Origin of the sequence: Micromonospora sp. NPDC051300 (assembly GCF_044455315.1) — a bacterium.
GTDB lineage: Bacteria > Actinomycetota > Actinomycetes > Mycobacteriales > Micromonosporaceae > Micromonospora > Micromonospora robiginosa.
Window position 1 is genome coordinate 215,795 of the sequence record NZ_JBITEP010000007.1, and the last position, 24,710, is coordinate 240,504.

Below are 24,710 nucleotides of genomic sequence, written 5' to 3' on the forward strand. Positions count from 1 at the left end.
AGGCCGCGATGCCCCGCCTGGACGGCCGCAACCACATCAACCTCACCGTGGTGGACCTCGACCGCAGCACCGAGTTCTACCGGTCGGTCTTCGAGATGGTGGTGGTCAACGACGTCACCCCGCCCGAGTCCGGGTTCCGGTTCCGCACCCTGGTGCACCCCGGCTCGTTCGCCTCGGTGGTCCTCGGCCGGGCCGAACCGCCCGGCGACCCGACCGTGCCGGACCGCTTCGACGAGCGCCGCCCCGGCCTGCACCACCTCGCCTACCACGTGCCGGAACGGGCCGACCTGGACGACTGGGTCACCCACCTCGACGGGCTCGGCGTCACCCACTCCGGCGTCACCACCTCGAAGCACGAGGCGGGCTCGCAGATCTGGCTGCGCGACCCGGACCACATCTGGCTGGAGTTCTACTGGGTCAACCGCGACTTCTTCGTGGACCGGCTGCGGCAGGTGTGGCGAGAACGGCGGCGCGGCGCGGCCTGAGGGCGGGCCGGGTCTCCCGGCCCGCCCCACCCGGTCACGCCGGCAGCTCGTCCTCGCCGCGGGTCACCACCGTGTCGCCGAGCACCAGCAGGTCGATCTCCTTGGCCCGGGTGAACGTGTCCACCGCGTCCGTCGCCGAGTCCACGATCGGATCGCCGGCCAGGTTGAACGACGTGTTGACCACCGCTGGCACGCCGGTGAGCTGCCGGAACTGCTCGATCAGCGCCCAGTATCCGGGGTTGGTGTCGCGGTGCACCGTCTGCGGGCGCGCCGAGCCGTCCACGTGCGTCACCGCCGGGATCCGCCGCCGCGCGTCCGGGCGCACCGACGCGGCGGCCAGCATGAACCGGGACGGGTCGTCGAGCCGGCCCTCGATCAGCTCGTGCGCGTGCTCGGCGAGCATGCTCGGCGCCACCGGCCGCCACATCTCCCGCCCCTTGACCACGTTGAGCCGTTCCAGGCTGCGCCGGTCGCGCGGGTCGGCGAGCAGGCTGCGGGCGCCCAACGCGCGCTGCCCGATCTCCCCGCGACCCCGGGCCCACCCGACGATCCGGCCCCGGGCGATCTCCCCCGCCACGAACCGGGCCAGCGCGTCGTCGCCGAGGCGGCGGTGCGCCAGGCCGGCCCGGGCGGCGGCCGCCTCCCCCGCCTCCGTGGTCACCGGCCGACCCCAGTACGCGTGGTCGACGCGGGTCGGCGTGAACGGCCCGCACTCGCGCGCGGAGACCAGCGCGGCGCCCAACGACACCCCGGCGTCGGTGGGCACCGGCGGCACGTAGACCCGGTCGAACAACCCGCTGCGCACCAGCACCCCGACCATGGTGCAGTTCATCGCCACGCCCCCGGCCAGCGCCAGCACCGGCGTGTCCACCCGCCGGCGCAGCTCGGTGGCCAGCGACAGCACCGCCTCCTCCAGCCCCTGCTGGACGGTGGCGGCGAAGTCCGCGTACGCGATCGGCTCCTCGGCCTCGCGCGGCGCGTACGGGAAGAACGCGCCGAAGCCCGGCCGCAGCGACTCGGCCACCGCCGGGTAGTACGCCATCAGCGGGCCGAGCGACGCGATCCGCCGCGCCGGCACCTGCGCGGCGGGCGCCCGGACCAGCTCGTACCCGCCCGGCACGGCCCGCACCGGCGCGCCCGGCGCCGGCCGCCCGTACGCGGCGAGGCCCATCAGCTTGCCGGTGCCCCAGTAGCCCAGCCCGGCCCACTCGGCGGCGGCGTTGTAGTAGAAGCCCAGCGACTCCTCCACCGGCCACTCCCGCAGGATCTCCACCTCACCGTCGGCGAAGCGGCCGATCGACGTCGACTGGGTCTCGCCGGCCCCGTCGACCACCAGCACCGCGGCCTCGTCGGCGTCGCAGCTGAACGCGGCGCTGGCCGCGTGCGCGACGTGGTGCGGCACCCAGCGCACCGCCGGCATGATGAGGTCCTCCTGGTCGGGGAAGAGCATCGCGCGCAGCCCGTCGGTGGTGAACCGGCGGTTGCGGCCCAGCGGGATCTGCCGGAAGTCCCAGCCGATCGCCACCGTGTCCACGTCCGCCGGCCCGATGCCGGCCATCGCCAGGCAGGCGGCGACCGCCTCCGCGGGCGGCTGCCCCACCGCGTGCTTGCGCCTGCTGACCCGCTCCTGCTCGACGAGCGCACACAGCGCGCCGTCGCGCAGCAACGCCGCGCTGGAGTCGTGGAAGCCGATGTTCACCCCGAGTACGTAGCGTGCCGACATCGTCGGCCTCCCTTCCGGTTTCTGGCGTTCACCCGGCGTGGCGGGCCGCGTCGACGGCGAGCACGGCACGGACGATGTTGTGGTAGCCGGTGCAGCGGCACAGGTTGCCCTTCAGCCCGTGCCGCACCTCCCGCTCGGTGAGCGGTCCGGGGTGCTCGGCCAGCAGGCTCACGGCCGCGAGCACCATGCCGGGGGTGCAGAAGCCGCACTGCGACGCGTGGTGCTCCCGGAACGACTCCTGCACCGGGTGCAGCCGGTCGCCGTCGGCGAGCCCCTCCACGGTGCCGATGTCGGCGCCGTCGGCCTGCGCGGCGAGCAGCGTGCACGACTTGACCGAACGGCCGTCGAGCAGCACGGTGCAGGCGCCGCAGGACGAGGTGTCGCAGCCGACGGTGGCCGCGGTCAGCGCCAGCTCCTCCCGGATCAGGTGCACCAGGAGGGTGCGGGCCGGCACCTCCCGACGGTGGGCCTGGCCGTTGACGGTGACCGCGACGGTGACGGTCGCGGCGCCGGGTCGGGTGTCGATGGTCATCGTCGCTCCTGGTCGCGGTCGGCAAGCGCCCGGGCCACCAGCACCCGGCTCAGGTGCCGGCGGTAGTCGGCGGAGCCGCGCACGTCGTCGGGCGGCGCGCACCCCTGGTCCGCGTACGCGGCCACGTCGGCCGGTGCGGCCCCCTCGGCGAGCGCCGCCTCCACCGCGCTGGCGCGCCGGATCGTGTCGCCCATCCCGGCGAGCGCCACCCGGTCGTCGGCCACCGCGACGGCGACGAGCGACCACTCCAGCGCCGGTCGGGCGAACGTGCGGTAGCTCCACCGGCGCGGGCCGGGCAGCGGCACCCGCACCTCGGTGAGCAGCTCGTCGGGCCGGCACACGGTGACGCCCGGCGCGACGGCCAGCGCGTCGACGGGCACCAGCCGGACGCCGTCCACGCTTGTCAGCACCGCGGTCGCGGCGAGCGCGACCAGGACGGTCGGCAGGTCCGCGGCCGGGTCGGCCTGGGCCAGCGCGCCGCCGACCGTGCCGGCGTGGCGCACCTGCGGGTCGCCGACCGACGCGGCGGCCGCCGCCAGGATCGGCACGTGCCGCTCGACGAGCGGGTCGGTGAGCAGCAGGTGGTAGCGGGTCAGCGCGCCGATCGCGAGGTGGTCGCCGCGCGCCGCCACGTACGACAGCTCGGTGAGCCGGCCCAGGTCCAGCAGCGTGTCGACGGCGTCGCGGCGCAGCTTCAGCGCCGGCAGCAGGGACTGCCCGCCGGCAAGCGGTCGCAGCAGGTCACCGTGCTCGCGCCGCAGCCGCAGCGCCTCGGTGAGGTCGCCGGCGCGGTGGTAGCGCAGGTGCGCCGGGATCACGGCCCGGCCGCCGACCAGGTGGGCACCGGGCTGCGGTGCGTGGCGCGCAGGATCGTCTCGACGAGCCGGTGGCGGTGGGCGAGCAGATAGAAGTGCCCGCCCGGGAAGGTGTGCAGCGTGAACCGGCCCCGGGTCCGGGCGGCCCACGCGTTCGCCTCGTCCGCGGTCACCTCGGGATCGTCCGCGCCGATGCAGGCCAGCATCGGCGCGCGCAACGGCACCGGCGGCTCCGGCCGCCACGTCTCGGCGATCCGGTAGTCGGCGCGCAGCACCGGCAGGGCCACCGCCTTCACTCCGTCGTGCTCCAGCGTCTCCCGGCCGGTCCCGCCGAGGCGGCCGGTCTCGGCCCAGAGCGTGTCGTCGTCGGCCAGGTGCACGCGGGTGTCGCGCAGCCGGTCCGGCGCCGGCCGGCCGGAGACCACGAGCGCCCGCAACCCGCCGCCCGGCCCGTCCAGCCGGCGGGCCGTCTCGTACGCCACCGACGCGCCGAGGCTGTGCCCGAACAGGACCAGCGGGATGTCGCCGGGTAGCGCGCGCAGCGCGGACGCGACGCCGGCGGCCAGGCTCGGCAGGTCGGCGGCGAACGGCTCCCCGGTGCGGTCCATCCGGCCCGGATACTGCACGGCGTGCAGCTCGACGTCGTCGGGCAGGTGCGCCGCCCAGGGCCGGTAGAACGCCGCGTTGCCGCCGGCGTGCGGAAAGCAGACCAGCCGCAGCGCCGGCCAGCGCAGCGGCCGGGGGCAGCGCAGCCAGGTCCGGGCGGCGGTCACCGCGGCGCCCCGATCGGCTCCGGCGCGACCGCGCGCGCGGCGGCGTCGGCCAGCTCGGCCACGTCGGCGGGCAGCAGCATCCGCGGTGGTGTGGAGTGCAGCAGCTCGGGTGGGCCGAGCCGGGCGGTGACGTCCTGCCACAGCCGGCACAGGGTCAGGTGGTACTGGCCGTGGCGGACCGGCTTCTCGCCGGCCCGGGCCGCGCGGTGCAGCTCGCCCAGCGCGTGTCCCACGCCGGCCGGCCAGACCCGCTCGAACACCTCGCGGTAGCTGGGCGCGGTCGGCTCGTTCAGCGGCTGCGCGCTCGGCACGTCCAGGTGGTCCGGCTCGTCCCCGCCGGAGCCGGCGAAGTGCGGGCGGCCCACCCCCCGGTCCTGCACCTGCTGCGGGAAGTCCGGCCGGGGGCTCCAGACGGTCGGACCGTGCGTGCCGAGCAGGGTCAGGTTGCCGGCCTCGGTGCCGATGGTGACCCGGTGCAGCAGGTGCGCGTAGTTGTCCGGGTCGGCCGGGTCCATCTGGTTCTGCACGCGCAGCGTCAGCGGCACCCCGGCGAGCACCCCGTCGACGCTGCGGAACGGCACGTCCAGCGGGGACAGCCGGCGCACCTGCTCGGGCAGTTCCGCCGGGGCCGCCAGCCCCCACGGGCGGACCCCGCCGAGCGCCTGGCCGAGGATGTCCAGCAGCGCGTACGCGACCTGGAAGCCGCACGCCGCGTCGACGTAGCGGGCCGGCCGGCGGGCCAGCAGGGCGCGCGCCGCGGCGACGAACCGGCGTACCGGCGCGGTGTGCACGTAGAACGAGTTGAGGTGGTAGACCACGCCGGCCCGCCCGGCGGTGCGCAGGCACTCGACAAGCTCGTCGTGGTGCAGCGGATGCTCCTGCAACACGTGCAGGCCGCGTTCCATCAACGCGCTGGCGACCTCGCCGCCGGGCCCGCCGAGCAGGCCGCCGCGGATCACCACGCAGGCCAGCGTCACGTCGCCGGGCACCTGCGCCACGTCGGTGAACAGCGGGACCCCGTAGTGCCGGGCGCAGGCCACCGAGCGGGCGCTGCCGCCGGCCAGGATCCCGGCCAGCTCGAACGGGAAGTCGGGCTGCCGGAACGCCTGCAGGTAGACCTGGCCGAACTTGGTACCGGCGACGAGCACCCTCGGTCTCACGCCACCCCCTCCTCGATCGTCTCGTAGCGGGTCAGCGGGCCGTCCTCGACGCGCAGCGCGGTCACCGCCGGGCTGGTCCGCAGCCGGTCCACCGCCCACACCGGGTCGACCACCTCGGCGAGGTGGTGCACGCCGGGCGGCAGGTCACCGGCGGCGGCGGCCACCGCGCCGAGCGCCACCGCCGCGCCGGTCAGCGCGTTCGCGCGGACGCCCCGGCAGACCAGCACCCGACCGCCGGTCGGCCCGGACAGCTCCACGAGCAGCACCTGGTAGCGGGGCCGGCCGAACGCGTCCAACTCGGCCGCCCGGCACAGCGCGTCCGCCGCCTCGGCCAGCTCCGCCGGGTCGCCTGTCGCGCGACGCGCGCCGTCGGCCAGCGCGGCCGGCACCCGACCGCCGGTGAACGCCGACCACCAGTCCACGTCGGCCAGGCCCAGCCGGGCGGCCAGCCGTTCGGTCTCGGTGCTCAGGTACGGCTGCAGCAGCACCGGTTCGTCGAAGAACGGCACCACCGCGCCGGCCCGCGCGGCAAGCGCCCGAGCGCGCCGGGTCCCGTCGCGCCAGGCGGCCGACGGCTCGCCGTAGCCGCCGTCGCCGACGGCGAGGAAGTCCCGTGCCGCGCCCGGGGTGAACCCGTCGCGCCCGCCCACCCAGCCGGACATCCGGCGGGCGTCCGGCAGGTGCGTGGCCAGGTAGGCGGGGAGCAGCCCGGACAGGCCCGGCATCATCCCGGCGGAGATCACCGTGACCCGGTCGGTGGCGCCGGGCAGCGCGGCGACGGCCCGGTGCAGCGCGTCGTCGCCGGCGGCGTCCACGTAGGCCGCCCCGGCGCGGGCCGCCGCGCGGGCCACCGTGTCGCCGACCGTCACGGCCGGACCGGCGCAGTTGACCACCGTGTGGCAGCCCGCGCAGAACGCGTCCAGGCCGTCGGCGTCGGTCAGGTCCACCGGGTACGCCTCGACCCGCGCGTCGCCGGTCGGCAGCCGCGCCGGGTCGCGACCGCCCGCGCGGACGGTGTCCACGGTCCACGCCAGCAGGTGCGCCAGCGCGTGCCGGCCCACCCCGCCGCCCGCGCCCACCAGCGCGATCGTGCCGGGCACGTCAGCCCCGCCCGGCGATCGCGTCGGCCCAGCCGGCCGGGTCGTCGGGTACCCGGGTCACTGTCAACTCGCCGAGGCACACCTCGCCCCACCAAGCCACGCCGTCCGGGTCCGGCTCGCCCGGGCAGAGCAGCGTCACGTCCCCGGCGTACGGCGAGCTGGCGTACGCGTCGCCGGGGATCGGGTCGGCGACCGCCAGCCCGGTGACGTCCACCCCGGACTCGGTGAGCTGCCGGGCCAGCTCCAACGCCAGCACCCCGGCCTCGCCCCGGCCCACCACCGTCAGCGGCGCCTCGGACAGGTGCCCGGCCAGCTCGGCGGCGTAGTCGGCGGCGAGCCGCTGCACCAGCGGCGCCGGGTCCAGGCCGGTGTAGCGGTGCAGCGCGCCGTCGGCCACCCCCCACACCGCGCCGCCAACGGCCAGCCCGGCCGGCAGGGCGGCGTACTCGTCGAGTCGGCCGGTGCCGTCGTGCACCAGCAGGTAGCGGGGAGGGCCGTCGCCGGCGAGCGGGGTCACCTCCACCGCGCCGGCGTCCGGCTCGTCGTTCGGTACGGCGGGTCCGGCCGTGGCGGCGAGCCGTTCGGCGAGCGCGCCGACGGTGGGGTGTTCCAGGATGGTGCGCAGCAGCTCGTCGAAGAAGACCCCGGACGCGGCCGGCACCCGCTCGGCGAGCTGGCCGGCGAGCTTCGCGGCGAGCAGCGAGTCCCCACCGAGGGCGAAGAAGTCGGCGTCGCGGCCGACCCGCTCGACCCGCAGCACGTCCGCCCAGACGGCGGCGATCTCCTCCTCCAGCCCGGCGCTCGGCGCGGCGCCGCCGGTCTCCGGGCCGGCCGTGGTGGCCGCCACCAACCGGCGCACCTCGGCGCGGTCCAGCTTGCCGTTGGCGGTGCGGGGCAGTTCGTCGACCACCTGCAACACGCTCGGGGTCATGTAGTCGGGCAGCCGGTCGGCCAGGTGCGCCCGCACCTCGTCGGGCACCACCCGCCGCCGGTCCGCCTTCACCCGGGCCGCGACGATCCGCATCCCGAGCCCGGCCATCGGGTCCTCGGGCGCGGGCAGGTCGAGCACGGGCGTGGCGCCCGCCCCGGCGAGCAGGCCCCGCCACTCGTCCGCGTCGAGGAACGTGCGGTCGGTGCCGCGCCGCAGGTCGGCGAAGTCCCCCAGCTCGTCGTCGAGGCGCACCAGCAGCTCCAGCGACGTCATGATCTGGTAGTGCTCCCGGGTCATCTCCAGCAGCACCAGGTGCCCGCCCGGGGCGAGGACGCCGCGCAGCCGGTCCAGCGTGGCCGGCACGTCCCGGGTGGCGTGCAGCACGTCCCCGGCGATGACCAGGTCGACGCTGTTCGGGGCGAGGCCCTGCCCGGCCGGGTCGACGTCCAGGTCCAGCGTGGCGAAGCGCAGGCCGGGCCGGTCGCCGAAACGCTGCCGGCCGGCCTCGACGAAGAACCCGGACAGGTCGGTGTAGAGGTAGTCGACGTCCAGCCCGTCGAGCGCGTCGAGGACGGCCGCCGTGGTGCCGCCCGAACCGGCGCCGACCTCCACGATCCGCACCGGCCCGGGCAGCCGCTCGGCGAGCGCCCGCACCGCCGACGCGGCCACCGCGTTGGCCCACCTGTTGAACAGGGCGCCGGCGTAGAGGTTGTCCGACACGGCCAGCTCACCGGCAGGGAACAGCAGCGCCAGCGGGTCCTCGTCGTCGCGCAGCAGCGCCGGCAGCGCCGCCGCGCTGCCCTGGAAGTAGCGCACCAGCTCCGGCGCCTCCCCCACCTCCGCCGCCCGCCGGGCCGCCGCGTCCCACGCCCGCGCCGCCGGGGACAGCGTCTCCACCAGCCGGTACGCGTCGTCGTCGCGCCGCAGCACGCCGGCGTCGGTGAGCGCCCGCAGCCAGCGCCGCAACAGCCGGCGGTGCCGGGGCGCGACGCCTGTCGCCGTGTACACCTCGGTCAGCGGGTGCGGGCGGTCGTCCAGGAACAGGCCGGCCGCGCGCAGCGTGTCCAGCATGGCGGCCAGGCCGAGGCGGTCCAGGTCGTGCAGGTAGCCCGCGTACCCGTCCAGGTCGGTGCCGGCGACCACGGCGGCGCCGGCGGCGGTGGGACCGGCCGGGTGGACTGTGGTGGCCGGACCGGGCTCGACCGCGGCGGGCTGGACCACGGCCGCCAGCCTGCGCTCCAACGGGCGGTCCCCGTCCACCACGGCGACCGCCGCGCCGACCGCCGGGTGGGCGAGCAGCGCGGCCTCCACCTCGGCCAGTTCGATGCGGTGCCCGCGCACCTTGACCTGGTGGTCCTCCCGGCCGAGGAACTCGATCACCCCGTCGGGCCGGTAGCGGCCCAGGTCGCCGGTGCGGTACAGCCGCTGTCCGGTGGCCGGGTCGGTGACGAACCGTTCGGCGGTGCGCTCCGGGTCGCCGAGGTAGCCCGACGCCAGCCCGGCGCCGCCGATGTACAGCTCGCCGGTCACCCAGTCCGGGCGGTCCCGCAGGCCCGCGTCGCGCACGTGCCAGTTCTGGTTGGCCAGCGGCACGCCGTACGGGATGCTGCGCCAGGACTCCTCGACCGCGCCGACCGGGTGGATGATCGACCAGATCGCCGCCTCGGTCGCGCCGCCCAGGCTGACCACGGCCAGGCCGGGCACCAGGGCGCGGATCTCGTCCGGCAGGGTGACCGGGATCCAGTCGCCGCTGAGCAGCGCCAGCCGCAGCGACGGCGTGCGCACCGTCGGCGCGGCGGAGAGATAGTCGGCGAGCATCTGCATCTGCGCCGGCACCGAGTTCCAGAGCGTCACCTCGTGGCCGGTGACCAGGTCCGCCCAGTGGGTCGGGTCGCCGCGCCGCTCGGGCGCGGGCAGCACCAGGGCGGCGCCCACGGCGGGCGGGCCGAACAGGTCGTAGACGGACAGGTCGAACCCGAGGCCGGCCAGGCCGAGGATCCGGTCGTCGGCGGTCACGTCGAAGCGGGTGTTGATGTCGGCCACCGTGTTCAGCGCCGCCCGGTGCGTGACCATCACGCCCTTCGGGGTGCCGGTGGACCCGGACGTGTGGATGACGTACGCGAGGTCGTCGGGGCCGGCCAGGCGCGCCGGCAGTGCGGCCGGCGCGGGTCCGTCGCAGTCGTCCACGGCGATCACCTCGACCGGCGCCGGCCAGTCGCCGTCCACGCGGCTCGCCTCGGTGAGCACGTGCCGCACGCCCGCCCCGGTGAGGATCAGGTCCCGCCGGGCCGGCGGCTGGTTGGTGTCGACGGGCACGTACGCGGCGCCGGCGAGCAGCGCGCCGAACACCGCGACGACCTGCCGCCAGCCCTTGTCGGCGACCACCGCGACCAGGTCGCCGGGGCGGCAGCCGGCCTCGGCGAGCCGGGCGGCCACCGCGCCCGCCCGCCCGGTGAGCTGCCGGTAGGTGAGGACGGCGTCCGGCGCCACCACGGCGACCCGGTCCGGGGTGCGCAACGCCTGCGCGAGCACGCCCTCGTGCAGCAGCCCGTCGGGCAGCGGCGCGGCGGTGTCGTTGACCTCGGCCCGCCGGCGGGCGCTGGCCGCCGGCAGGGCGACCGGGGCGAGGTCGTCCCAGGCCTCGTCGGTGCCGGCCAGCCGGCGCAGCAGCGCCGTGTACGCGGCGAACATCTCGTCGACCACGCCGTCGGGGAAGACGCCCTCGCGCACGTCCCAGTTGGTGGCGAGCCCGCCGGAACGTTCGATGTTCTGGCAGTCGATCCACACCTGCGGCGTCTGGCTGATGCCGTAGCCCAGCTCGCCGAAGCCCTCCACGCCGGTGTCGCCGCCGAGCCCGATCGCGCTGGTGAACACCACGGGCATCAGCGCCGCGTCGGGTCCCCGCCGCCGGGCCACCTCGCGCAGCACGTCGACGCCGGAGAACCGGCGGTGGTCCAGGTCGGACCAGAGCTGCGCCTGCAGGCGCTTGGCGCGTTCCTGCACCGGTGCGTCCGGGTCCTGCTCGACGGCGAGCAGGCTGACCGAGGTGAAGTCGCCGACGATCCGGTCCACCTGCGGGTGCGTCGGCACCCGGTCGAGCAGGGTCACGTCGACGCAGAAGCGCGGGTGGGTGCTCCACGCGGCGATCACCTCCGCGTACGCGGCGAGAACCGCGCCGGACGGGGTGACGCCGTGGCGGCCGGCGCGCCGGCGCAGCCCGGCCCACTCGGCCGCGTCGAGACGCAGGTCGAGGCGGCGGAACCGGGGCGGGGCGGCGAGCGCGTCCGGGCGCAGCGGCAGCTCCGGCGCGGGCGGCAGGTCGTCCAGTCGGGCCAGCCACCAGTCCCGGTCGGCGTCGCGGCGCGGCCCGTCGCGCAGCGGCGCGGTGGCGAGCAGGTGGTCGCGGAACGTCAGCTCCAGTTCCTCGCCGGGCGGCTCACCGGCGTAGCGACGGCCCAACTCGTCCAGGAGCACGTTGATGCTGACGAAGTCGCAGACCAGGAAGTCGATCGAGAAGTGCAGCACGCTGCGCCGCGGGCCGCGGGTCACCCGCAGCGTGAACAGCGGCCACTGCCGCGGGTCGTAGCGGCGGTGGTCCAGCTCGGCGCGGGTGGCGGCGACCGCGTCGGCGAAGCCGTCCGCGTCCGCGTCGCGCACCTCGATCCGGTACGGCGGCACGTCGGCGCGGACCTGCTGGGAGCCGTCGCGGTCGACCACGGCCCGGAGCATGTCGTGCCGGGCGACCACCTCCCGCCACGCGTGGTCGAGCCGGTCCACGTCGAGGTCGGTGAAGCCCAGCTCGCCGTAGCCGTGGCAGCCGACCCCGCCGTAGGCGAACGTGTCGCCGCGCCCGAGCAGATAGGCGCTCTGCACGTCGGTGAGCGGGAACGGCTCGTACCGCTGCTCGGGGTGCGGCACGGCGGCGGGGACGGCGGCGTCGCGCACCGCGGCCAGCACCTCGTCGCGGTGCTGGCGCAGCGCGGCCCGCCGCTGCTCGGTGAGGACGCCGGTCGGGGCGCGGAAGCGGAGCTGGCCGTCCTCCTCCCAGAGTCGGACACCGAGTTGCGCCAGTTCGGCGACCAGGTCCTGCCCGTTCATATCGCCCCTTCCTCGTACGCGCCGGCGGCGTCCTGCACGGCGGTGGCCAGGTCCGCGATGGTGGGTCGGTCGAACAGTCCCCGCATCGGCAGGTCGACGCCGTAGCGTTCGCGCAGCACGGCCAGCAGGCGGGTGGCGAGCAGGCTGTCGCCGCCGAGGGCGAAGAAGTTGCGGGTGCGGCCGGGTGTCGGGCAGGCCAGCAGCTCGGCCCAGAGCGCGGCGATCTCGGTCTCCAGCCCGGGCCGGGGCGGCTCGTCGGGCGGCGCGCCGTCGCCGGTGGCGAGCAGCCGGGTCACCGCGTTCCGGTCGACCTTGCCGTTGCCGCTGAGCGGCAGCTCGTCGAGGACCGCCACGTGCTCGGGGATCATGTAGGCGGGCAGCCGGTCGGTGAGGGAGGCACGCAGGTCGTCGGCGTCGACGGGCCGGTGGACGGTGACGGCGGCGGCGAGCCGGCGGGTGGCGCCGCCGACCGCGACGGTGACCGCGTCCCGCACGGCGGGGTGGTGCAGCAGGGCGGCCTCGATCTCGCCGAGTTCGATGCGGTGGCCGCGGATCTTGACCTGGTGGTCGGTGCGGCCGAGGAATTCCAGGGTGCCGTCGGGCCAGTACCGTCCGAGGTCGCCGGTGCGGTACCAGCGGACGCCCTCATGCGTGACGAACCGCTCGGCGGTGCGTTCCGGGTCGCCCCGGTAGCCCTCGGCCACGCCCGCGCCGCCGATCCACAGCTCGCCGGGCACCCAGTCGGGGCAGTCCCGCCCGCGCCCGTCCACCACCCGATACCGCTGGTTGGGCAGCGGACGGCCGTACGGGATGGACCGCCAGTGCGCCGGCACCTCGCCGACCTCGAACGCGTTGGACCAGATCGCCGCCTCGGTGGCGCCGCCGAGCGCGACGAGCCGCGCGTCGGGACGGGCGGCCACCAACCGGTCCCGCAGGTCGAGGCCCACCCAGTCACCGGAGACCAGCGCGAGTCGCAGCGCCCCCGGTGGTTCGTCGCCGGCGGCGGTGAGCAGCATGTCGAGCAGGGCCGGCACGGTGTTCCAGACGGTGACGTGGTGGTCGGTGGCGAGGCGTAGCCAGGCGCGGGCGTCGCGGCGCTGGTCCTCGGTCAGCACGACCAGGGCGCCGCCGGCGCCGAGCAGGCCGAAGACGTCGAAGACGGACAGGTCGAAGTCCAACGCGGACACCGCCAGCACCCGATCCTCGGCGCCGATGTCGTAGCGGCGGCGGATCGCCTCGATGGTGTTCATCGCCGCCGCGTGCGACACCTCGACGCCCTTGGGCTCCCCCGTCGACCCGGACGTGAAGATCACGTAGGCCAGGGCGGCCGGGTCGACGTCCACCGGCCGACCCAGCGCCGGCCCACCGTCCCCGTCCGGCCCGATGCCCCCGGTCTCGCCGTCCAGGCCGGAACGGTCGGCGCGGATCAGCACCTTGGCCCCGGCCCGGCCCAGGATCCGCTCCCGCCGCGCGGGCGGCTGGTCCACGCCGACCGGCACGTACACGCCCCCGGCGGCCAGCACCGCGAGGACCGCGACGACCTGCTCCACACCCTTGGGCAGGCACACCCCCACCGCGTCGCCGTCGCCCACACCGGCACGCACCAACGCACCCGCCAGCCGCAACGACCGCTCGGCCAGCTCCCCGTACGACACCGACAGCCCGTCACCCAGGACCGCCGGACGACCCGGCTCCCGCGCCGCCCAGCCGAAGAACCCCTCGTGCAACAGCCCGGCCGGCAACGCCCTCGCGGTGTCGTTCACCCGCTCCCGCACCGCCCGCTGCCCCGCCGGCAACCCGACCGGCGCCGGCCGCGACCAGTCGCCCGCCGCCAGCGCGCGCAGCACGTCCAGGTAGGCGGCGAACATCGCCTCCGACACCCCGGGCGGAAACAGCTCCGCCACCAGGTCCCAGTTCACCAGCAGGCCGCCGTCGCGCTCCATGACCTGGTTGTCCAGCCACACCTGCGGGGTCTGCGAGGCGCCCCAGATCTGCTCGCCGAACGGCAGGTCCATGCTGACCAGCTCGTCGCTGATGCCGAGCGCGCTGGTGAAGACCACAGGCATGGTGGCCGCCGCCGCCCCGGTGCGGCGGGCGATCTCCCGCAGCACCCAGATCGCGGAGACGCCGTGGTGCTCCATGCCGTCCCACATCCGCTCCTGCAGGCGGCGCACCAGGCTCAGGAAGTCGTCGCCGGCGGCCGGCCGGTGCGGCACGAGCAGCAGCGAGGTGAAGTCGCCCAACACGTGGTCGATGTCCGGGTGGACCTCGCGGCGGTCGAACAGGGTCAGGTTGAGCGTGAGGTCGCCGCGTCCGCTCCAGGCGGAGAGCACCTCGGCGTACGCGGTGGCGAGCACCGCGGCCGGGCTCACGCCGTGGCTGCGGGCGGCGGCCACCAGGGCGGACCACCGCTCGGGGTCGAGGCGTCCCTCGTGCCGGACGAAGCGGGGCGCGCGGACCCGGTCCGGGTCGACGGCCAGCGGCAGGTGCGGCGCGGGCGGTAGTTCGGCCGCCTGCGCCGACCAGTAGCGCCGGTCCTCGGCGACGGTGGCCTCGTCGGGTCCGGCGTGCAGCACGTAGTCCCGGAACGACACCCCGATCGGGCGCAGCGGCGCGTCCGGGTCGGTGTAGAGCACGGACAGCTCGGCGAAGACGGTGACGATGCTCAGCGCGTCGAGGACGATGTAGTCGAAGCTGAACGCCAGGCGGACCCGGTCGTCGCCGTACCGGGCGGCCTCGATCGCCACCAGCGGCCAGCGGGTCGGGTCGGCGACCCGGTGCGACAGCCGGTCGCGCAGCTCGGCCGGCGCGGCCTCGCCCTCGGTGACCGCAATGGCGACCTCGGGCACCTCGGGCAGGATGCGTTGCCGCCCGTCGGGGTCGATGACCGCGCGCAGCATCTCGTGCCGGCGCACCAGCCGGTTCCACGCGGTGGCCAGCCGGTCGAGGTCCACGTCCGTGCCGTCGAACTCCCAGTACCAGTGCGAGCCCACCTCGCCGAGCGCGAAGTCGCCGGTGCGCCCGATCCAGTAGGCGCGCTGCACGTCGGTGAGGGGGAACGGGTCGTGCCGGTGCGCGAGGTCCGCGGCGAGCCTCGCGGCCGGGCCGGCGTCCCGCTCCAGCCGCAGGCCGGCGGCGAACGCGCGCAGCGTCGGTGTGGCGAAGAGCTGCCGTAGTTGCCCGCCGGCCAGCCCGGCCGCCCGCATCCGGCCGAGCAGTCGGGTGGCGAGCAGGCTGTCCCCGCCGAGGGCGAAGAAGCTGTCCGTGCGCCCGACGGCCGGCACGTCGAGCAACTCGGCCCAGACCGCGGCCAGTGCGGCCTCCACCGGGCCGAACGGCGGCAGGCTCTCGGCGGGCCGGTCGGCGCCCTCGGCCAGGCGCTCGCCCAGCGCCCGCCTGTCGACCTTGCCGTTGCCGCTGAGCGGCAGCTCGTCGAGGACCGCCACGTGCTCGGGAACCATGTACGCAGGCAGCCGCTCGGCGAGGAACGCGCGCAGGTCGTCGCCGTGGTGTCCGGGTTGGACGGTGACGGCGGCGGCGAGCCGGCGGGTGGCGGTGCAGACCGCGACGGTGACCGCGTCGCGCACCGCGGGATGCTGGTGCAGGGCGGCCTCGATCTCGCCGAGTTCGATGCGGTGGCCGCGGATCTTGACCTGGTGGTCGGTGCGGCCGAGGAATTCCAGGGTGCCGTCGGGCCAGTACCGTCCGAGGTCGCCGGTGCGGTACCAGCGGACGCCCTCATGCGTGACGAACCGCTCGGCGGTGCGTTCCGGGTCGCCCCGGTAGCCCTCGGCCACGCCGGCCCCGCCGACCCACAGCTCGCCGGGCACCCAGTCCGGGCAGTCCCGCCCCCGCCCGTCCACCACCCGGCACCGCTGGTTGGGCAGCGGCCGGCCGTACGGGATGGACCGCCAGTGCGCCGGCACCTCGCCCACCTCGAAGACGGTGGAGTGGATCGCCGTCTCCGTGGTGCCGCCGAGGGCGACCAGCCGGGCCTGCGGCCGCAGCGCCACCAGCCGGTCCCGCAGGTCGAGGCCCACCCAGTCGCCGCCGAGCAGCGCGAGCCGCAGGTCGGTGGTCGCCCCGTCCGTCTCGGCAGCGGTGAGCAGCATGTCCAGCAGCGCCGGCACCGACTGCCAGACGGTGACGTGGTGGTCGGTGGCGAGGCGTAGCCAGGCGCGGGCGTCGCGGCGCTGGTCCTCGGTCAACACGACAAGCGCGCCGCCGGCGCCGAGCAGGCCGAAGACGTCGAAGACGGACAGGTCGAAGTCCAACGCGGACACCGCCAGCACCCGATCCTCGGCGCCGATGTCGTAGCGGCGGCGGATCGCCTCGATGGTGTTCATCGCCGCCGCGTGCGACACCTCCACGCCCTTCGGCTCCCCCGTCGACCCAGACGTGAAGATCACATAAGCCAGGGCCGCCGGGTCGACGTCCACCGGCCGACCCAGCGCCGGCCCACCGTCACCCTCCGGCCCCACGCCCTCGACCGCCGGTCCGAGCACAGCGGACCCCGCATCGTCGGCCGCCGGCCCGACGTCGTCGCAGCGGATCAGCACCTTGGCCCCGGCCCGGCCCAGGATCCGCTCCCGCCGCGCGGGCGGCTGGTCCACGCCGACCGGCACGTACACGCCCCCGGCGGCCAGCACCGCGAGGACCGCGACGACCTGCTCCACACCCTTGGGCAGGCACACCCCCACCGCGTCACCCACACCCACACCGGCACGCACCAGCGCACCCGCCAACCGCAACGACCGCTCGGCCAGCTCCCCGTAGGACACCGACAGCCCGTCACCCAGGACCGCCGGACGACCCGGCTCCCGCGCCGCCCACCCGAAGAACCCCTCGTGCAACAGCCCGGCCGGCAACGCCGTCGCGGTGTCGTTCACCCGCTCCCGCACCGCCCGCTGCCCCGCCGGCAACCCGACCGGCGCCGGCCGCGACCAGTCACCGTCCACCAACCCGCGCACCACCGACACGTACGCGGCGAACATCGCCTCCGACACCCCGGCCGGGAACAGCTCCGCGACCACGTCCCAGTTCAGGTACAGCCCGCCCTCCCGCTCGGTGACCTGGTTGTCCAGCCACACCTGCGGGGTCTGCGAGCTGGTCCACACCGGGTCGCCGAAGCACGTACGCACGTCCGCGCCGAAGAGTTCGCCGAGGCTCAGCGCGCTGGTGAAGACCACCGGCGCGAGCACCGCCCGCTCCGCCCGGTGGCGGGCCAGGTCGCGCAGCACGTCCACCCCGGAGTACGCGCTGTGCGCGACGTCGCGGGTGAACTGCTCGTGCAGCCGGCGGGCCCGGTCGACGAACGACACCTCGTCGGTCGCGTCGACCTCCAGCAGCAGCAGGTTGGTGAAGTCGCCGCTGAGCAGCGGCACGTCCGGGTGGTACGGCGTGCGGTCGTACAGCGGCAGGTTGAGCAGGAAGCGGTGCCGGCTGCTCCAGGCGGCCAGCACCTCGGCGAACGCGGTCAGGAACACCATCGGCAGGGTCACGCCGTGCTCGCGGGCGCGGCTGGCGAGGCGGTCCCGGTCGGCGCCGGGCAGCCAGTGGTGGTGGCGGGTCACCCGGTGCCCGCTCACCCGCTCCGGCGCGACCGCGACCGGCAGCTCGGGGCCGCCGGGTAGCTCCGGCAGCCGCTCCCGCCAGTAGGCGGACGCGGCCTGCCGCGCGGCCTCCCGGCGGCGGGCGTGCACGGCCAGGTACCGCGGATAGCTGTAGCCGATCGCCGGCAGCGGCGCGTCCGGCCGGTCGTAGAGGGCGGCCAGGTCGGCCAGGAGCACCCGGAAACTGTGCGCGTCCGCGACGAGCATCTCGATCTCGACGTGGATCCGGGTGGCGCCCTCGGGCAGCAGGGAGAGCTGGATGTCGAACACCTCGCCCCGGTCCACCCGCAGGCTGCGGTGCGACAGCGTGTCGCGCAGCTCGCCAAGCCGCCGCTCCCGGTCGGCCGGGCTGCGGTCGCGCAGGTCGTGCACGGTCAGGCCGGGCCACCCGCCGTCCGGGGTGATCTGCTGGCGGCCGTCGTCGAGGAACGTCGCCCGCAGCATGTCGTGCCGCCGCACCAGCGCCCGCACGGCCCGCTCCAGCCGGGTCGGATCCACGTGCCGGCCGTCGAACTCGTTGTAGAAGTGCGCGCCGACGCCGCCGAGCGCTTGGTCCCCGGCCCGCCCGACCCAGTAGGCGTGCTGCATGGTCGCCAGCGCGAACGGCGCGTCCGGATCGACCGCCTCGTCGTCGGCCGGCACGGAGGGCGCGTCGGCGCCGGCCGCGTACGCCAGGGCGTGCCACTGCCGGACCGTGCGGTGCTCGATGAGCTGGCCGAACGTGAGATCCGCGCCGGCGGCCGACCACTGCGCCGCCAGCCGCATCAGGCCGATCGAGTCGAGACCGCGCTCCAGCAGGTCGTCGTCGGGCAACACCGGCTCGTCGAGCAGCCCGGCGACGTCGCCGCACATGCCGTCCAGGGTCAGCGTGGTCAGCACTGGCATGTCCACTCCGGTCAGGCGCGAGGTAGGCGGATCGAGCGGTCGGCGAAGCCGATGAGGTCGAGGCGTTCCAGCCCCGAGCGGACCCGGGGGGTCAGCAGCCCGATGTTGGCCAGGGCGGTGACCACCCGGGCGAAGATGGCCTGCCGATACTTGATCATCAGCTCGTTGTGCGCGGCGAAGTCGACGCCCTCGTCGCGGTCGACCTCGATGCGGTCCCACACGTCCTCGAGCAGGAACCGGCGCCGCATCAGGCTCGCCGACTCCAGCACCATCTCCTCCCGGTCGGCCCGCTCCGCGCTTGTCATCTGCGCGTAGATGCCCTCCAGCGACAGCACGCCGAAGGACACGTGCCGGGCCTCGTCGCGGGCCACCAGCCGGGTGATGTCGCAGATGAGGCGGTCGTGGAAGGTGCTGTTGGCGAGCCGGAACGCGGCCATCGCCAGCGCCTCGACGATGATCTGCATGCCCAGCGCGGTGATGTCCCAGCGGGCGTCGGAGAGCAGGTCCTCCAGCAGTTCGGCAAGCGCCGGGTTGATCGGGTACGGCTCGGGCACCTTCTCCCGCAGGTAGCGGGAGAACGCCTCGACGTGGCGCGCCTCGTCGGCGGCCTGGCTGGCCGCGTAGTACTTGCTGTCCAGGTCGGGGACCACCTCGACCAGGCGGGCGGCCACCACCAGCGCGCCCTGTTCACCGTGCAGGAACTGGCTGACCATCCAGGACTGCAGCTCCCAGCGGAACGTGTCCCACATCGGGCGGCCGCGCGCGGCGAGCGGCGAGGCCTCGAACGAGGCCATGGCGAACGCCGAGTCGTCGGGCAGCGGTTCGCCGAACGGCACCGGGATCGACCAGTCCACGTCGGTGGTGGCGTTCCACTGCGCGCTCTTGGCCCGCTCGTAGAGGGAGAGCACCCGAGGCATCTCGGACTCGTACCGCCACGTCAGCCGAGCCGGCACGGGCGTGGTGACCGACAGACCAGACATGCGCCCAAGGTACCGACAGACAACACAAGATGCCAGACCCTTGATGACAGATACGCGCGCGGCCGGGTACCGTCGCAGCGTGGCGCCCCGAGAACTACCGGCCTCCGTCGGCCAGCGACTGCTCGGCATCATCGACCACTACCGCGCCGACCACGGGGCGCTGAACTGCCCGCTGCTGTGCCGGGTCACCGGCACCGTCGACATCGACGCGCTGGCGGCGGCGCTGACCGCGCTGACCGCCCGGCACGAGGCGCTGCGCACCACGTTCTCCGGCCGGGGCCCCCGCCTGGCCCAGCTCGTGCAGGACCCCCGACCGGTCCCGCTGTCGGTGGTCGACCTGCGCGCCGCACCCGACCCGCGCGCCGCTGCGGACGCGGCCGTCGCCACCGAGCTGTCCACCCGGGTCGACGTCGCCGCGTGGCCCACCCGCGCCACCGCCTGGCGGGTGGCCGACGACGAGGTGGTCCTCTGCTTCACCATGCACCACCTGGTCACCGACGCCTGGTCGTGCGGCCTGCTCTTCGAGGAGTTGCGGGCGCTCTACGACGCGCACCTGGGCCGCCCCGCCACGCTGCCCCCGGTCCGCTGGCAGTACGGCCAGTTCGTCGCCTGGCAGGAGGCCCGGCTGGCCGGCGACGAGCTGAACCGGCAGCGGGAGTTCTGGCGCGCCCAGCTCACCGGCCTGCGACTGCCCCGGCTGCCCTACCGCGACCCGCCGCCCGGCGCCACGCCCGGCGTACGCGGCCGGGACCTCGACGCCGCCGTGGCCGGTGGCCTGCGGGAGCTGGCCCGGCGGCACCGCACCACGCTGTTCAGCGTCACCCTGGCGATCTACTACGCGGTGCTGCACCGCGTCACCGGCCAGGGCGACCTCGCCGTCGCCTCGCTGTTCGCCAACCGCAGCCACCCGGACAGCCGACGCACCGTGGGTTTCTGCGCCAACATGGTGGTGCTGCGCACCAGGCTGCCACCGTTCGCCACGTTCCCGGCGCTGCTGACCGCCACCCACGCGACCGCCGCCGCCGCGTTCGCCAACCAGGAGCAGCCCTACCAGGCGGTCGCCACGGGCAGCGCCAACCTGGGCGGCCGGGTCGACGACGTGGTGTTCCAGATGATGGCCGAACTCGACCACCGGGTCCCGGCCGCCGACGCCGAGTTCGAGCTGCTGCTGCCCGAGGCGATCGGCAGCCGGTTCGGCACCGAACTGGCGATAGCGCCGCGCGGGTCCGGACTGCGGGCGGTGCTGTTCCACACGCCCCGGCTGGCGCCCGCCGACGCCGATCGGCTCCTCGACGGCTACGCCGGCGTCGCGCGCACGGTGGCGGCCGACCCGGCCACGCCCCTGTCGAGCCTGCTGCGCCGCTGACCGGGCGGGCTCAGCCCCGGATCAGCTCGGCGCCGCGCTCCCCGATCATGATGCTGGTCAGCGCCGCCGGCGCGCGCAGCGGCACCGGCACCACGGAGGCGTCCACCACCCGCAGGCCGGGCACGCCGTGCACCCGGCAGTGCCCGTCGACCACCGCGCCGGGGTCGTCCGAGGTGCCCATCCGCGCGCCGCCGACCAGGTTGAGCCGGCTGTAGGTGGTGGTGCGCAGCACGTGGTCGAGCTGCTCGTCGTCGCCCACCACCGCGTCGTCCACCAGCGCGAACCGGGCCACGGTCTTGGTGAACGCCGCCTGGTTGGCGATCTCCCACGCGTGCCGGTAGGCGTCCCGCATCCGGGCGAGGTCACCGTCGGCGGAATAGAAGTCGAGGTCGACCAGCGGCGGCGCGGCGGCGTCGGCCGAGCGCAGGCCGATCCGGCCCCGGGACGCCATCGCCATGTCGCCGATCATCACCGTGTTGATCAGGTCGGTGCCGACCAGCCGGTCCAGGCCCGCGCCGGCGCCGCGGGTGGTGCTCATGCCGGTGAACAGGCTCAGGTAGAAGGCCTGGTCGGCGGCGTGTCCCGGGATGCCGGCGAGCCGCCCGATGAGCTGGGTGCGGGGCCAGTCGGTGCCGATCGCCTCCCGCTCGGGCACCACCAGGATGATCGCGCCCGGCTGGTCGATCACGTCGGCGCCCACGCCGGGCAGGTCGACGAGCGGGGTGACGCCGGCGGCCCGCAGCTCGTCGGCCGGGCCGATGCCCGAGCGCAATAGCAGCGCCGGACTGTAGGGGCTGCCCGCGCAGAGCACCACCTCGCCCGCGCCGACCGTCTCGCCGCCGACACGCACCCCCACCGCCCGGCCGTCGGCCAGCAGCACCCGCTCGACCTCGGCGTCGCCGCGCACGGTGAGGTTGGGCCGGGACCGGGCCGGGTCGAGGTGGGTCTGCGCGGTGGACATGCGCAGCCGGTCCCGCCGGTTCTGCGGATACATCCCGATGCCCACCGCGTCGGGAGCGTTCATGTCCTCCTGGTAGTCGTGCCCGAGCGCGAGCACCGCCTCCAGGAAGCCGTCCATCGCCGCTGTCAACTGCCCGCGCGACCAGCGGGTGATCGGCACCGGACCGTCGGCGCCGTGGTGGTCGCGGTCGCCGAACTGCGCGTCGCTCTCCAACCGGCGGAACGCGGGCAGCACCGCCGGCCAGTCCCACTCCGGCAGGCCGCGGCCCCAGGCGACGAAGTCGGCCGCCGGCGCGCGCATCGCGCCCCGGTCGTTGATCCGGGTCGAGCCGCCGACCACCCGGCCGCGCCGCAGCGGTGCCTCGCGCCCGGCGACCACTGTGGCGCGCAGGTCCCAGTCGAAGCCGTCCTCCGCCTCCACCGAACCGGTGCGCAACACCTCCGGCCCGGCGTCACCGACCAGGTCGGGGCCGGCCTCCAGCAGCAGCACCGAACGCCCGGGCTCCTCGCTCAACCGCGCCGCGAGCACCGCGCCGGCCGCACCCGCGCCGACGATGACGTAGTCGTAGCGAAGCATGGGCACAGCGTAGCCGAAGATCCGACATGCCATGCGCGACGCATGTGCTATCCGCGATTCTTCATTAGACTCTCCGGCATGAGCGCAGGCCCGGAAATCATCCCCACGCTTCGCTACCGCGACGCGCCGGCCGCCGTCCGCTGGCTGGTCGACGTCGTCGGCTTCCGTGAGGCACTTGTCGTCCCCGGTCCGGACGGCACCATCAGCCACGCCCAGCTCACCTGGGGCAACGGCATGGTCATGCTCTCCTCCGAGACCGACGGCGGCGACGGTCGGCTGGTGCTGGACACCGGCCCCGGCGCGACCTACGTGGTCCTCGACGACGTGGCCGCGCACTACGACCGGCTCGTCGCGGCCGGCGCCGAGATCGTGCAGAAGCTGCGCGACGAGGACTACGGCGGGCAGGGCTACTCGGTGCGCGACGCCGAGGGCAACATCTGGAGCTTCGGCTCCTACCGGCCCGGGGCGTCCTGACCGGACGCGTCGTCCAGCAGCGACGCGGCCAGCTCGGTGCGCAGGTCGGCCACCGTGCCGTCGAACGTGGCCAGCCACCACGCCCGCCGATACCAGTGGTGCAGCGGCTGGTCCCAGGTGAAGCCGCTGCCCCCGTACGTCTGGATGGCGGTCTCGCAGGCGGTGGTCGCGGCCTCGCGCCCGGCCACCGCGGCGGCGGCGACCGCCCGGTCCGCGACCGGGCCGGGTTCCGCGTCGACCGACCAGGCGGCCCGGTAGGCAAGTGAGCGGGCGGTCTCGACCTGGCCGTAGAGATCGGCGAGCGGGTGGGCCACCGCCTGGTTCGCGCCGATCGGCCGGCCGAACTGGGTACGCGCGCCGGCGTACCCGACGGCCCAGGACAACGCACGCGCGGCCACGCCGACGGCCTCGGCGGCGAGCAGGGTCAGCGTCCGTCGCCGGGTCGCCGCGAGCACGTCCCGACCCGCGTCGGCCGCCACCAGCGGCGTCGAGGCCAGGCCCGACAGGTCCACCGTGGCGGCCGGCCGGGTCGGTTCCAGGCCCGCCGGCCCGGCGTCGGTGGGCGCCGGGCGCAACGCGGACGCGTCGACCAGGCGCAGCGCCACGCCGTCCGGGCCGGCGACGGCCACCACGAGATCGGCCGCCTCCGCCGCGTGCGGGACGGCGACCTTGCGCCCGCGCAGCGTGCCGTCGGCGGCGACCGTGCAGCCCACCGGGCCGGGGCGGTTCGGCGCCAGCAGGGCGGCGAGCGTGCCGGGGCCGGACTCCTCGGCCCAGGCCAGCGTGGCCGGCCGGCGCGGCTCGCGCCCGGCGGCCCGCAGCGCCGGCCCGGCCAGGCCCACTGTCGACCACCAGGGCAGCGGGCTGCGCGCGTGGCCGAGCTGCTCGGCGAGCAGGGCCAGCTCGACGGTGCCCAGCTCGGGGTCGAGCCAGCCGAGGCCGATGACGTCGGCCCAGGTCCGGTCGGTGTCGCCGGCGGCGCGCCCGTCGGCGAGATACTTCGCCGCGGTGTCGCGCAACGCCTCCTGCTCGCCGGTCAGTGCGAAGTCCATGCTGCGGTCCCCTCCGGACGGGTGTCAGTACGACCTGGGCAGGCCGAGCACCCGCTCGGCGATCACGTTGCGCAGCACCTGCGAGGTGCCGCCCTCGATGGTGTTGGCGCGGCTGCGCAGCATCTCGCGCCGCCAGTAGCGGTCCCACCCGTCCGGCCCGCCGTCGGCGGTGAGCAGGACGGCCAGCGCGGTCAGCCGCTGGTGCGCCTGCGACCAGCGCAGCTTCACCACCGAGGTCTCGGGACCGGGCGTCCCGGTGCGCCGCAGCTCGGCCAGGGCACGCCGGTTGGTCCAGCGCAGCCCCTCCAGCTCCACGTAGCGGGCGGCGATCTGGTCACGGACGAGCGGGTCGGTGTCACGGCCGCGGGCCCGCGCGGTGGCGACCAGCCGGCGGAACGCCACCTCCAGCCGGGCGGTGAGCGTGAACCCGAAGGTGCCGCGTTCGTGGGCCAGCGTGGTCATCGCCACCCGCCACCCGTCGCCGACCTCGCCGACCACCGCGTCGAGCGGCACCCGCACCTCGTCGAACTCGATCTCGGCGAACTCGGCCTCGCCTGTCATCTGCCGGATCGGGCGGACCGTCACCCGGGGCGTGCGCAGGTCGACCAGCAGGCAGGACAGGCCACGGTGGCGGGTCGCGTCCGGGTCGGTGCGGGCGAGCAGCAGGCAGTGGTCGGCCAGGTGCGCGTAGGAGGACCAGACCTTGCGCCCGGTCACCACAAGCGCGTCGCCGTCGCGGCGGGCGAGTGTCCGCACCGCGGACAGGTCGCTGCCCGCCTCCGGTTCGGAGAAGCCCTGGCAGAAGATGACCTCGCCGGTGAGGATCCGGGGCAGGTACCAGGCCCGCTGGGCCGGTGAGCCGCAGGCGATGACGGTGGGACCGACCATGCCCAGGCCGATCACGCCGATGTGCTCGCCGGCCTCGGCACGGGCGCTCTCCTCCAGGTAGATCGCCTGGTGCACCGGGGACAGGCCACGCCCGCCGTACTCCACCGGCCAGGTCAGCCCGGCGTAGCCGGCCTCGTGCAGCGCGGCGCTGAAGGACCGCACGGCGGCCACGTCGTCCCACCGGCCCCGCGCCGGCGCGCCGTCCGTCCCGGTGGTCACCGGCACGGACCGGGCCAGCCAGTCACGCAGCCCGGCGCGGAACGCGGCCTCCTCGGCGCTGTCACGCAGATCCATGCGCC

15 protein-coding genes are annotated in these 24,710 nt (G+C 75.6%); 3 read left to right on the forward strand and 12 right to left on the reverse strand.

All coding sequences use genetic code 11. The features are described 5' to 3' along the window. Window positions 1-8 precede the first annotated feature (8 nt). Window positions 9-485, forward strand: coding sequence for a VOC family protein (locus ACIA5A_RS10940; protein ID WP_396759388.1), 477 nt, complete (start codon window positions 9-11; stop codon window positions 483-485). A 34-nt stretch (window positions 486-519) separates the two neighbouring features. Here the strand turns inward: ACIA5A_RS10940 and ACIA5A_RS10945 are convergent, their stop codons facing one another. From ACIA5A_RS10945 to ACIA5A_RS10985, 9 genes are read right to left on the reverse strand one after another with little or no spacing between them, the layout of a single operon-like run. After that, entirely contained in the window at window positions 520-2,208 is a 1,689-nt protein-coding gene (locus ACIA5A_RS10945) for a carbamoyltransferase (RefSeq protein ID WP_396759390.1), read from the reverse strand. A gap of 28 nt (window positions 2,209-2,236) precedes the next feature. Continuing rightward, window positions 2,237-2,740, reverse strand: coding sequence for a (2Fe-2S)-binding protein (locus ACIA5A_RS10950; RefSeq protein WP_396759393.1), 504 nt, complete (start codon window positions 2,738-2,740; stop codon window positions 2,237-2,239). Continuing rightward, a complete protein-coding gene (locus tag ACIA5A_RS10955; RefSeq protein WP_396759396.1) occupies window positions 2,737-3,558 on the reverse strand; it encodes an FAD binding domain-containing protein in 822 nt (273 codons plus the stop codon). Before ACIA5A_RS10955 ends, ACIA5A_RS10950 begins: the two co-directional genes overlap by 4 nt. After that, a complete protein-coding gene (locus ACIA5A_RS10960; RefSeq protein WP_396759398.1) occupies window positions 3,555-4,328 on the reverse strand; it encodes a thioesterase II family protein in 774 nt (257 codons plus the stop codon). Before ACIA5A_RS10960 ends, ACIA5A_RS10955 begins: the two co-directional genes overlap by 4 nt. Continuing rightward, window positions 4,325-5,488 (reverse strand): Gfo/Idh/MocA family oxidoreductase, encoded by a 1,164-nt coding sequence (locus ACIA5A_RS10965; RefSeq protein ID WP_396759401.1) that lies wholly within the window; start codon window positions 5,486-5,488, stop codon window positions 4,325-4,327. Before ACIA5A_RS10965 ends, ACIA5A_RS10960 begins: the two co-directional genes overlap by 4 nt. After that, window positions 5,485-6,588 (reverse strand): saccharopine dehydrogenase NADP-binding domain-containing protein, encoded by a 1,104-nt coding sequence (locus tag ACIA5A_RS10970; protein ID WP_396759404.1) that lies wholly within the window; start codon window positions 6,586-6,588, stop codon window positions 5,485-5,487. Before ACIA5A_RS10970 ends, ACIA5A_RS10965 begins: the two co-directional genes overlap by 4 nt. Window position 6,589: 1 nt before the next feature. Beyond that, window positions 6,590-11,617 (reverse strand): amino acid adenylation domain-containing protein, encoded by a 5,028-nt coding sequence (locus tag ACIA5A_RS10975; RefSeq protein ID WP_396759407.1) that lies wholly within the window; start codon window positions 11,615-11,617, stop codon window positions 6,590-6,592. Further along, window positions 11,614-18,114 carry an amino acid adenylation domain-containing protein gene (locus tag ACIA5A_RS10980; RefSeq protein WP_396759410.1) on the reverse strand — a complete coding sequence of 2,167 codons (6,501 nt, stop codon included), beginning with the start codon at window positions 18,112-18,114 and terminating at the stop codon, window positions 11,614-11,616. Before ACIA5A_RS10980 ends, ACIA5A_RS10975 begins: the two co-directional genes overlap by 4 nt. A gap of 11 nt (window positions 18,115-18,125) precedes the next feature. Beyond that, complete coding sequence (locus tag ACIA5A_RS10985) at window positions 18,126-19,094, reverse strand: ferritin-like domain-containing protein (protein WP_396759413.1); 969 nt, start codon at window positions 19,092-19,094, stop codon at window positions 18,126-18,128. A 79-nt stretch (window positions 19,095-19,173) separates the two neighbouring features. Here ACIA5A_RS10985 and ACIA5A_RS10990 point away from each other — a divergent pair, with 79 nt between their 5' ends. Beyond that, window positions 19,174-20,460 (forward strand): condensation domain-containing protein, encoded by a 1,287-nt coding sequence (locus ACIA5A_RS10990; protein WP_396759416.1) that lies wholly within the window; start codon window positions 19,174-19,176, stop codon window positions 20,458-20,460. Window positions 20,461-20,470: 10 nt separating this feature from the next. Here ACIA5A_RS10990 and ACIA5A_RS10995 read toward each other — a convergent pair whose 3' ends face one another. Then, window positions 20,471-21,997 (reverse strand): GMC family oxidoreductase, encoded by a 1,527-nt coding sequence (locus ACIA5A_RS10995; RefSeq protein ID WP_396759419.1) that lies wholly within the window; start codon window positions 21,995-21,997, stop codon window positions 20,471-20,473. A gap of 78 nt (window positions 21,998-22,075) precedes the next feature. Between ACIA5A_RS10995 and ACIA5A_RS11000 the strand changes: the two genes are divergently transcribed. Then, the gene (locus ACIA5A_RS11000; RefSeq protein WP_396759422.1) at window positions 22,076-22,471 is read left to right on the forward strand and encodes a VOC family protein; all 396 of its coding nucleotides are present in this window, start codon (window positions 22,076-22,078) and stop codon (window positions 22,469-22,471) included. Here the strand turns inward: ACIA5A_RS11000 and ACIA5A_RS11005 are convergent. Together ACIA5A_RS11005 and ACIA5A_RS11010 are read right to left on the reverse strand one after the other, a co-directional pair. Then, window positions 22,450-23,523, reverse strand: a complete 1,074-nt coding sequence (locus tag ACIA5A_RS11005) for an acyl-CoA dehydrogenase family protein (RefSeq protein WP_396759425.1) — start codon at window positions 23,521-23,523, stop codon at window positions 22,450-22,452. The genes ACIA5A_RS11000 and ACIA5A_RS11005 overlap by 22 nt on opposite strands. A gap of 24 nt (window positions 23,524-23,547) precedes the next feature. Continuing rightward, complete coding sequence (locus ACIA5A_RS11010; RefSeq protein ID WP_396759428.1) at window positions 23,548-24,705, reverse strand: acyl-CoA dehydrogenase family protein; 1,158 nt, start codon at window positions 24,703-24,705, stop codon at window positions 23,548-23,550. Window positions 24,706-24,710 lie beyond the last annotated feature (5 nt).

Coding starts and splice junctions, on each gene's coding strand:
- ACIA5A_RS10940 (WP_396759388.1), top strand. CDS start 9: ATGCCCCGCCTGGACGGCCGCAACCACATCAACCTCACCGTGGTGGAC.
- ACIA5A_RS10980 (WP_396759410.1), bottom strand. CDS start 18,114: ATGCCAGTGCTGACCACGCTGACCCTGGACGGCATGTGCGGCGACGTC.
- ACIA5A_RS10985 (WP_396759413.1), bottom strand. CDS start 19,094: ATGTCTGGTCTGTCGGTCACCACGCCCGTGCCGGCTCGGCTGACGTGG.
- ACIA5A_RS11010 (WP_396759428.1), bottom strand. CDS start 24,705: ATGGATCTGCGTGACAGCGCCGAGGAGGCCGCGTTCCGCGCCGGGCTG.
- ACIA5A_RS10950 (WP_396759393.1), bottom strand. CDS start 2,740: ATGACCATCGACACCCGACCCGGCGCCGCGACCGTCACCGTCGCGGTC.
- ACIA5A_RS10975 (WP_396759407.1), bottom strand. CDS start 11,617: ATGAACGGGCAGGACCTGGTCGCCGAACTGGCGCAACTCGGTGTCCGA.
- ACIA5A_RS10995 (WP_396759419.1), bottom strand. CDS start 21,997: ATGCTTCGCTACGACTACGTCATCGTCGGCGCGGGTGCGGCCGGCGCG.
- ACIA5A_RS11000 (WP_396759422.1), top strand. CDS start 22,076: ATGAGCGCAGGCCCGGAAATCATCCCCACGCTTCGCTACCGCGACGCG.
- ACIA5A_RS10945 (WP_396759390.1), bottom strand. CDS start 2,208: ATGTCGGCACGCTACGTACTCGGGGTGAACATCGGCTTCCACGACTCC.
- ACIA5A_RS11005 (WP_396759425.1), bottom strand. CDS start 23,523: ATGGACTTCGCACTGACCGGCGAGCAGGAGGCGTTGCGCGACACCGCG.